At 66.7% G+C, this 6088-nt stretch carries 5 protein-coding genes; 3 read left to right on the top strand and 2 right to left on the bottom strand.

The genetic code is table 11. The features are described from left to right. Positions 1-89: 89 nt before the first annotated feature. Positions 90-1043, top strand: a complete 954-nt coding sequence (locus IRZ12_RS14730) for a glycosyltransferase family 9 protein (protein WP_296469873.1) — start codon at positions 90-92, stop codon at positions 1041-1043. Between the two features lie 6 nt (positions 1044-1049). Here the strand turns inward: IRZ12_RS14730 and IRZ12_RS14725 are convergent, their stop codons facing one another. Further along, entirely contained in the window at positions 1050-2174 is a 1125-nt protein-coding gene (locus IRZ12_RS14725; protein WP_296469869.1) for a glycosyltransferase family 9 protein, read from the bottom strand. A 62-nt stretch (positions 2175-2236) separates the two neighbouring features. Further along, the gene (gene msbA / locus IRZ12_RS14720; RefSeq protein ID WP_363322245.1) at positions 2237-3988 is read right to left on the bottom strand and encodes a lipid A export permease/ATP-binding protein MsbA; all 1752 of its coding nucleotides are present in this window, start codon (positions 3986-3988) and stop codon (positions 2237-2239) included. A gap of 126 nt (positions 3989-4114) precedes the next feature. Here msbA and IRZ12_RS14715 point away from each other — a divergent pair, with 126 nt between their 5' ends. Next, complete coding sequence (locus IRZ12_RS14715) at positions 4115-5074, top strand: glycosyltransferase family 9 protein (RefSeq protein WP_296469863.1); 960 nt, start codon at positions 4115-4117, stop codon at positions 5072-5074. Next, positions 5071-6088: putative lipopolysaccharide heptosyltransferase III (rfaQ, locus tag IRZ12_RS14710; RefSeq protein ID WP_296469858.1), on the top strand; the 1018-nt coding region annotated here is incomplete at its 3' end. The genes IRZ12_RS14715 and rfaQ, both read left to right, overlap by 4 nt.

The raw sequence follows: 6088 nt of genomic DNA, 5'->3' as shown, positions 1-6088 counted from the left end.
GCCGGCTCCGCATCGAGCCGGTTTGCATACAATAGGGGCCTCGTGGGCCTTCCGGCCCACGCCCTTTCAACAAGCAAGAACAATAATTCGTGCCCCTCGACAAGGACTCTCTGGCGCACGTCGCCATCATCGCTTCCCCTGCCATCGGCGACTCGCTGCTGTTGATGACGGTCGCGCACAATCTGCGCCGTGCCGGATCGAACGTTACCGTCTTCGGCGCCCACATCCATGCCCTGCGCGCGTGGTTTCCGGGTTTCGACATCCGTCCCGCGCTACCGCCAGACCAGGCATCCGAGGTGCTGCGGGATTATGGTGCGGTGGTTCAACTGCACGAGGCCCGGCCGCTGCCCGAACCCCATGCCATCCACCCGCGAGCGTTGATCCTCGAACACCTGTGCCGCATGCGCTCGCCCCAATCCATGGCGCAGCGCCTGGTCGAATACTGTCGCGCGGAACTCGGCCTACTGGATCCGGAAAAGCACAACGGCCTCGTCCCTCCCGCGGGATTGGTGCACCGAAGCCACCAGGCGCGGGTCGTCATCCATCCCACGGCAAGCACGCCGGACAAATGCTGGCTGGCTTCGCGTTTCGTGACACTCGCGCGCCGGCTGCGCGACGAAGGACTGGACCCGCACTTCATCATCAGCCCGGCCGAACGCCCCCAATGGGAGCACGTCCAGGAACTGGGCCTGGGGCTGCCTGCGCTGGGCGGGCTGGACGAAGTGGAGGCCTGGATCTTCGGCTCCGGCTGGTTCATCGGCAACGACTCGGGCATCGGCCATCTCGCCTCTAACCTCCACGTGCCGACCCTGTCACTGTTCATGCGCCAGGGGGGCGCCAGGACGTGGCGGCCTGACTGGGGCCCCGGGCGCATCCTGGTCGGCGGTGATTACATCCCCACCGGCAAGCTGAAAGAAAAACTTTGGAAATACGCGTTGACGCCGGGCCGGGTCGCACGGGACTTCTCGCGTTTCCGCGCGAACGGTTCCTGGCCTTCGCCCTATGCGGTCGCTGCCGCCGGCGCAGCCATGCCGGCGCTCTAGGCGACGCTAGGCATAGGACAACGAAGCGCCCTCGGTCTCGCGCTCCGCGGCGCGGCCCGCCCGGCGAACCTGTGCCGCAGCGGACGCCGCGATGGCCGGCACGGCCGTCGCGACCAGGACTTTCTCCATCACGATGTCGCAGCCGATGACACTCATCGGCCGCTCGCGCTGCGCTGCATCGAAGCGTTGGGGATCGAATGGCACGTGGATGACCTGGTGCAGGTGGCTGTCCTGATACGGGCCGGTGGCCTCCGGATTCGCCGTCACGAACAGGCTCACCGTCTTGACTCGCAACGCGATCGCCAGGTGCATGGTGCCGGTGTCGCCGGTCACCAATACGTCCATGCTGCCCACGACGGCCGCCAGTTGCGGCAGCGTCGTCTCCCCGACGTAGCTGATGACCCGCGCGCGCTCATCTTGCGCCAGCCCATCGAGAAACGCTTGCTCGATCTCGCGCTCCCGGGCGTCTCCGACCAAGACCAGCGCGTAATCGGGCGAGTGGGAGAGGATCTTCCTCGCCAACGCCACGAAACGCTCGACGGGCCAACAGCGTATGGGTTTGGATGCCCCCAGCTGGAAGCCGACCACCACCTTGCCTTCGGGCTTGGGAAGAGGCGCGAACGGAACGGGCACGAACATCGTCGTGTCTTGCACGTCGCAACCCAGCACTTCCACCAGGTCGAGCTTGGACCGGATCTGATGGCGTCCTTCGTGGAACGTGAAGGCGGTCAACCATCTCCCCATGCCATTCAGCTCCTCCCGCTCGACATTCTTGAATACGTACTCACAGCCGGAAAATACGGCGGCGAGCACGTCGTACGGTTCTTTGGAGTGCAGGATCACGGCCGTCTCCGGCCGGACCCCGCGCAGCGCAGAGATGACGCCGAACATGGTCCTGGCCTTGTGATCCCAATGGATGACGTGGTCGAAATGCGGGCTACCCTGCACCAGGCCGGCAGTGCGATGGCCGGAGACGAGGGTAATGACCGCATCGGGGTAGCGCTTCTTGACGGCGCGGATGGCGGGGGTATTCAGGAGAAGGTCCCCCAGCGCCGTCGTGGAGAAAATGACGACGCTGCGAAAGTTGCGCTTCGAATCGAACGACTGCCGGTCTCTGGGACGCCCCGTCAAAAACTTATAGATGCCGACCAGAAGGTTCGCGAGCTTTATTTTTGTTCTTTTCATCCGTGCGGTTAGGAGGATTCATTGAACTGCATCTTGTATAGCGCTGCGTACAAGCCGTCGGCGGCAAGCAGGTCGGCGTGCGTACCCTGTTCCACCATGCGACCTTGATCCAGCACGATGATGCGGTCGGCATTCTGCACCGTAGAAAGACGATGGGCAATCACCAGCGTCGTCCTGCCCTTCATGAGGCGCTCGAGCGAAGCCTGCACTTGGCGTTCCGACTCGTTGTCGAGGGCGGAAGTGGCCTCGTCCAGGATCAGGATCGGCGCATCCTTGATCAACGCCCGCGCGATCGCCAGGCGCTGGCGCTGCCCGCCCGACAACCGGGCCGCGTTCTCGCCTACGCGGCTATATATGCCCTGCGGCAGCGACTCGACGAACTCGAGCAGATTGGCATCGGCCAGCGCCTGCCGGATCGCCTCCTCCGAAGGCTCCTGGCTGGCACCGTAACTCACGTTCGCGGCGATCGTCTCGTCGAACAGCACCACGTCTTGGCTGACCAAGGAAATCGCGTCGCGCAGGCTGCTCAGGGTGAGCTCTTCGATCGGCACGCCGTCCACGCGTATCGAACCCCGGGACGGCTGGGCAAAGCGCGGCAGCATGGAAACCAGGGTCGTCTTGCCGCTGCCCGAGCGGCCGATGAACGCCACGGTCTGCCCGGGTTCGACCGAGAAGCTGATGTCGGTCAAGGTATTGCGCGCCGCTTCAGGGAAACGGTGCGAGACGTTCTCGAACTCGATCCGCCCGCGCACCGGCTTGGCCAGGGTACGCGTCCCCTCGTCCGGCTCTGGCATTTCGTCCACGAGCGAGAACACGCTTTCGGCGGCCACGAGCATGCGCTGCATGGGGCTGGCGACATTGGCCAGGCGCTTGAGCGGATCGAGCATCTGCAGCATGGCGGTAACGAACGCGGCAAAGCCACCCACCGTGATTTGGTTGGCATCGGACTGCCCCAGCGCGGTGGCCACCACGACGGCGAGCGCGACGGCGGAAATGGCCTGGGTGATGGGGGCGGACGCCGCCGTCGCCACTGCGTTGCGCATGGCAAAACGGCGCAACCGTCCATTGACCTCAAAAAACCGGGCCTCCTCGTGCTCGTAGCCGCTGAACAACTTAATGACCCGCTGCCCGTCGATGGCCTCGCTCACGATCCGGGTCAGCTCGCCGTTCATCGCGATGGTCTCGCGGTTGATCCGCCGGATGCGCCGCGCAATGGCCCGCATGATGAAAGTCGAGAGCGGGAAGGCCACCAGGGCGATCAGGGTCAGCTGCCACGACAAATACAGCAGCACCCCCACCAGCGAAACGACGATCAGCGTTTCCCGCACCAGCACGGTGATGACTTCAGTGGCCAGGCCCATCACCCCGGCGGCGTCCACCACGAAGCGATTGAGCAGCAGCGAGGAGCCCATGCGCTTGAAATACGCATCGGGCAGGCGCAACAGGCGATCGAACATCTCCCTGCGCAAGTCGGCCAGGACGTGGTTGGCCGCCCAGGCCAGCAGATAGTCACTCAGGAAGTTCAGCGCGCCCCGGACCAGGAAGATGACGACGATGGCGAGCGGGATCTTCCAGACGTAATCGGGATGCTCGCCGCTGAAACCTCCGTCCAGCAGCGGCTTCATCAACATGGCCAGGATGGGCTGGGAAGCGGCCACCCCGGTCAGGAAAAGCATGCCCAGCGCGATCGCGTGCCAGTATTTCAGGACCCGGCTATAGACGCGGCGCCATAGTTCGGATTTGACGGGTTGTGAATTCACAGGGTGTTCGTGGCGGGACGCCTCCACGGCAGCGCTGGTTCGCGCTGCGGCCGGCCCGCCCGCTTACAATAGAAAGCTTTAGATTGTACGCGCAGCCGCCTGCCGCCCTGCGTCGCTGACTACCCGATGCCAGAAGTCGATCCCGTACATGTCCGGCTGCCCAACTGGGTAGGCGACGCTTGCATGTGCCTGCCCGCGTTGGCGCTGCTCCAGCAAGCGGGGCATGGCCTGGTGCTGCACGGCCGCCCGTGGGCCGGCGACTTGCTCAATGGACTCACGCCGGCGGCTTTCGTTCCGTTGGGCAAGCGCTTCGGCGCCAATCTCGCAACGACCCGGCAAGCGGTGCCCGACCGGGGCAGGCCGCGGGGCATCGTCTTCCCCAACTCTCTGTCCAGCGCCGCCCTGTTCCGCCTGGCCGGCATTCGCGCCGCGGGCTATCGCGGCAACGGCCGCTCCCCCCTCCTGCGCTGGGCCCTGCCCAAACCCTCCGGGCTGCACGAGGTCGAGGTGTTCTACCGCCTCGCGCGCGAGGCGCTGCTCCGCTGGCATCCCGGCATCAAGCTGCCCGCGACTCCCGGGCCGCGGCTGGCGCTGCCCCTTACGCCAGCTCATCGCGCCGCTGCCGACCGGGCCCTGGCCGAGGTTGGCATCACCGGGCCTTTCGTCTTGCTCGCCCCCATCGCCACCGGCCTGCACCATGGGCGATCCAAGGCCTGGCCGCTATTCGGGGACCTGGCGCAAGCGCTGGCCACCCAAGGCGTGACATGCGTCACCTGTCCACCCGCCCATGAGGCCGAGGCGACCCGCCGGGCAGCCCCGGCAGCAACCGTGCTGCCGCCTCTCGAACTGGGCGCCTTCGCGGCCCTGACTCAGCGGGCGGCAGCCATCGTCTGCAACGATTCGGGCACTTCCCACGTGGCGGCGGCAGCCGGAGCCCGCCAGATCACCCTATTCGGCGTCACGCGCCGCGAACGCACCGGCCCCTGGACGCCGGATGCGGTATGCCTGGGCGACGATGGCCGCTGGCCTACCCTGCCTGAGGTCATCGACGCCGTCCGGAGCCTGCTATCCTCCCCTTCGACATGAGTTCCCTACCCGCCCGCGAACCCAAACGAGCGCTGGTCATCGCGCTTCGCTACCTGGGTGACGTCTTGCTCACCACGCCCCTGCCCCGGGCCCTGCGCACGCGCTACCCGCAGTGCGAGGTCGACATGCTCGTGTTCCGGGGCACGGAAGGCATGTTGGAAAACAACCCGGACATCAACCAGGTTTTTACGCTCGCGGAGCGCCCGGTGCGGGGAGAAATCCGCGCGATGCTCCGCCGGCTCTGGCGCCGCTACGACCTTGCCCTGATCCCGCAGCCCGGAGACAAGCCCCACCTGTTCGGCCTGGCGTCGGCCCGGGTTCGCGTGGGGCTGGTCCCGCCCGAACTGGGCCATGCCTGGTGGAAGCGACTTTCGCTGCGGCACCCGCTGGTCATCGATGAGCACATGCATCGGGTGCACGAGAACGAGCGCGTCGCTGCACTGCTCGGCCTGGCGCCGGCCCGCACCGTGGTGCCGCCGACGGCCTACGTCCCGCGGGAGGCCTGGCCTGCCCGCCTGGCCGCCGCCGTGCCTGGCGCGCCTCCCTTCGACGCCTATCGTCCTTACGCGGTGGTCCACCCTTCCCCCCGCTGGCGCTACAAGCAGTGGCATGCCCAGGGCTGGCGCGAACTGCTCTCCCGCCTGCATGCACAAGGCTTGCAGGTGCTATTGAGCGGCGGGCCAGGCGAAGCGGAATCGCAATACGTCAACGAGTTGCTCGAAGGCCTGGACGAGCCCGTGCGGCGCGCCATCGTCCGCGTGCAGGGGAGGCTGAGCCTGGCCGAGCTCGCCGACCTGCTGCGCCATGCCTCTGTCTACGTGGGCCCGGACACGGCCACGACGCACCTCGCCGCGGCTTGCGGCACCCCCACCGTGGCGCTGTTCGGCCCGACGGACCCGCGACAATGGGGCCCCAGCCCGGGCGACGGGCTGGGCCAGCCGTGGGCCAAGGCCGCGCCGCGGCGCGTGCGGGGGCACCGGGGGAGTGCGGGGGCGTATAAAAAAAAACCGCCCC

Source organism: Pigmentiphaga sp., from assembly GCF_019689535.1.
Taxonomy (GTDB): Bacteria; Pseudomonadota; Gammaproteobacteria; order Burkholderiales; family Burkholderiaceae_B; genus Pigmentiphaga.
Note: the sequence above shows the minus strand (reverse complement) of the source record. Positions and strands in the feature narration are given on the sequence as shown.

Bases quoted from the DNA above. Each gene is read 5' to 3' on its own strand.
- IRZ12_RS14715 (WP_296469863.1), top strand. From the start codon at position 4,115: ATGCCAGAAGTCGATCCCGTACATGTCCGGCTGCCCAACTGGGTAGGC.